3 protein-coding genes are annotated in these 3,622 nt (G+C 57.1%); all 3 read right to left on the reverse strand.

Translation table 11 applies throughout. The features are described 5' to 3' along the window. Nucleotides 1–157: 157 nt before the first annotated feature. Nucleotides 158–694, reverse strand: a complete 537-nt coding sequence (locus F3J08_RS16655) for a hypothetical protein (protein WP_166931850.1) — start codon at nt 692–694, stop codon at nt 158–160. A 270-nt stretch (nt 695–964) separates the two neighbouring features. After that, entirely contained in the window at nt 965–3,331 is a 2,367-nt protein-coding gene (locus tag F3J08_RS16660) for a phosphoketolase (protein WP_166931853.1), read from the reverse strand. A gap of 15 nt (nt 3,332–3,346) precedes the next feature. Next, on the reverse strand, nt 3,347–3,622 hold a 276-nt coding region (locus F3J08_RS17055; RefSeq protein WP_205207133.1), incomplete at its 5' end, for a hypothetical protein.

Below are 3,622 nucleotides of genomic sequence, written 5' to 3' on the forward strand. Positions count from 1 at the left end.
GTTGGCGAAGGTCGGTCGACAGGGCTCGGGTCATGCACGCCGGCCTCCCGCCCGGCAGGAAGCATGAATCAGATTTCCAGAACAATGGGAATCCCAAAACGACTCCGTCAGGTCAGATTATGCTCTAAGACGCCTTACTAACAATCCAGGTCGCGACTTACCCTGCCTTGTACGCCTTATCGGTCGGATCCACCAACCGGAGCACGCCCCGTCCCTCCAGACAACGCTCAAAAAAGGGCACGGCCATGCGTGGTACATCATGGACCACGAAATGAGTTCCTGCGGGGATCTGAAGCCACCAACCGCAGCCCTCCTTCTGGAAAATCGGACCACCCTTGATGTAAGTCACTTGTTTGCCGACCCGCGCGATACGGGGCTTTCTGAGAACTCCAGCAAGGTGGCGGCCTCCGAGATAAAGATCGACATTGGCGCGATAAAAGGGCTCTGTGGGTGTGCTGGATTCACAGACAATGATCTCGAGAGCGACCAGATCCTCAAAACGTTCGGGATAACCATCCACGCCCCAGAGGGACATGCAGAGGCTGCGCACATTGTGCTCGTATTCCCGCTCGAAACTCCAGGCATTGGCGTCCGGGGTCCAGCGTCCCCGAAGTAGCCGCGCCCTGAACCCCAGATCAGGGTGGAACGGCGCTTTCAGAAAAACGACACCGTTTTCGATCATCACAATCGCCATATGTTCTCCCGACTAGCTGCATGGCCAGACGACAATGGAAGGAATCTATCGCCCAAGAAGGAGTAAGAGAAATGATTGATTTGGCGACGTGCCAGAGGCAATACTCCTGAATGGTCAGAAAGTACCGAACATAGCCCTGAAGCGACCGGCGATAGTAATATCATATCCCAAAATAATTCTCCACTATTTACGACCGTTTCTTCCCTCTTTCCCGACAAAAGGAAGAAGTATATAGCATAAAATGCGTGCATCCCATCCTAGACCTTACCCCTATACCTCCCGCCACTGCCAGTTGCGGATTTCCGGCATGTCTTCGCCGTATTGCGCGATGTACCGCTTATGCTCAACGAGCTTGTCGTTGATCATCTGCGTGACATAGGCCGCATGACCTGAGAGGGCGGGAACACGACGCACAGCGTTGAGAATGATGTGGAAGCGATCCAGATTGTTCCGCACCGTCATGTCGAACGGTGTAGTCGTCGTGCCTTCCTCGCGGAACCCATGGACGTGGAAGTTCGCCCGGTTGCTCCGACGATAGATCAGGCGATGCACGAGCTGCGGGTAGCCGTGGAAAGCAAAGAGAACCGGCTTGTCCTTCGTGAACAGGTTGTCGAACGTCACGTCGTCCAGACCGTGCGGATGCTCGCTCGGTGACTGGAGCGTCATCAGATCGACCACATTCACAAAGCGTACCTTGATGTCGGGGGCGTGTTCGCGCAGCAATTGCACTGCGGCCAGCGCCTCGACCGTCGGTACATCGCCCGCAGACGCGATCACGAGGTCAGGGTCATACCCCTTGTCGTTGCTGGCCCATTGCCAGATGCCGATACCCTGGCTGCAATGCGCGATGGCGGCATCGATATCAAGCCACTGATGCTCCGGCTGCTTGCCTGCCACGATCACGTTGATGCGGTCCCAGCTCTCAAGGCAGTGCTTGGCCACGTAAAGCAGGGTGTTGGCATCGGGCGGCAGATACACGCGGGCGATATCGGCCTTCTTGTTCACCACGTGATCCATGAACCCCGGATCCTGATGGCTGAAGCCGTTATGGTCCTGACGCCAGACATGCGAGGTCAGCAGATAGTTCAGCGAGGCGATCGGACGGCGCCACTGGACTTCCTTGGCCGATTTGATCCACTTCGCGTGCTGGTTGACCATCGAATCCACGAGATGGACGAAGGCCTCGTAGCACGAGAAGAAACCGTGACGACCGGTGAGCAGATACCCCTCCAGCCAGCCCTGGATCGTGTGTTCGCTCAGGATCTCCATGACCAGCCCGTCTGCCGCCAGATGGTCGTCATAAGAGAGCGTCTCTGCAACCCAGGCGCGATTGGTCACCTCGAGCACATCGTTGAGACGGTTCGAATTGTTTTCATCCGGCGACAACACGCGGAAATTGCGGCTCTCCAGATTCATCTTCATGACGTCACGCAGCCATGATCCGAGAATACGGGTGCTTTCGCCCTGCACGGCACCCGGAGACGGAACGTCAAGCGCATGGGTCTCGATATCCGGCATACGCAGGGGGCGACGCAGCTGCCCGCCATTGGCATGCGGGTTATCGCTCATACGCAGCGTCCCCTCCGGCGCCAGCGCGGCGATCTCGGCGCGGAGGCGACCGTTTTCGTCGAAGAGCGTCTCGGGCTTGTAGCTACGCATCCAGTCTTCGAGAATCTTCAGGTGACCCGGCTTCTCGATATCGGTCAGCGGCACCTGATGAGCGCGCCAATAGCCCTCACAACGCTGGCCGTCCACTTCCTTGGGGCCAGTCCAGCCCTTGGGGGTGCGCATGATAATCATGGGCCAGGTGGGACGCTCGGCATTGTTTTCCGTACGAGCGCGCTTCTGGATCTCGGCGATCTTGTCGAAACAGACATCCATGGCGTGGGCCATGAGCTGATGCACCGTGTCGCGATCATCCCCTGCCACAATGATCGGTTCGTAGCCGTAGCCGCGGAACAGATCGAGCAGCTCGGCTTCAGGAATACGAGCCAGAACGGTCGGATTGGCGATCTTGTATCCATTCAGATGCAGGATCGGGAGGACGGCACCGTCGTTACGCGGATCGAGGAACTTGTTGCTGTGCCACGACGTCGCGAGCGGGCCGGTTTCAGCCTCACCATCGCCCACTACGCAGGCGACGATCAGATCGGGATTGTCGAGTGCTGCACCATAGGCGTGAGAGATCGAATAGCCGAGTTCGCCGCCTTCATGGATGGAGCCAGGGGTAGTCGCAGCCACGTGGCTGGGAATACCGCCGGGGAACGAGAACTGCTTGACCAAACGGCCTACGCCCTCGACATCCTGGGAAATCTCGGGGAAGTACTCGCTATAGGTCCCTTCCAGATAGGTCGCTGCCACGACGCCGGGAGCGCCATGGCCAGGCCCCGCGATGAAGAGCACGCTTTTCTGACGTTCCTTGATAATACGGTTCAGGTGCAGATAAAGCAGGGTCAGTCCCGGCGTGGTACCGAAATGGCCAAGCAGGCGGGGCTTGACGTGCTCGATCTTCAGCGGCTCGCGCAGCAGGGCGTTGTCGAGCAGATAGATCTGGGCAACCGAGAGATAGTTCGCAGCCTGCCACCACTGGTCGAACAGGGCTATTTGCTCGAGGGAGAGAGGACGCTGAACAACCATGATCTACAATCCCTTCTATGTTTTACGAGATTGATACACGAATATCTCGAACTGATGCCGAATTGCAAACGCCCGTTTTCTGAATGTCTGACTGAAAATAAGTTGAGTAATTTCACAAGATTGTGATTGATGGGTTTGTGCCAATCTGATGGAATCATGATGGCCTAGGTGTTTGGTCCCGGGTTTTGATGGTGCAATCTTTTCATCGGAATGGAAGGAAGCACTATGGGCCAGGTTCACCACGGGAGCGCCACGACGACAGCGGCAGTCCGTCGAGCGATACAGCATAGT

Source organism: Asaia sp. As-1742 (assembly GCF_011753235.1).
In the GTDB taxonomy this organism is placed as follows: Bacteria; Pseudomonadota; Alphaproteobacteria; order Acetobacterales; family Acetobacteraceae; genus Asaia; species Asaia bogorensis_B.

Coding starts and splice junctions, on each gene's coding strand:
- F3J08_RS16660 (WP_166931853.1), bottom strand. CDS start 3,331: ATGGTTGTTCAGCGTCCTCTCTCCCTCGAGCAAATAGCCCTGTTCGAC.
- F3J08_RS16655 (WP_166931850.1), bottom strand. CDS start 694: ATGGCGATTGTGATGATCGAAAACGGTGTCGTTTTTCTGAAAGCGCCG.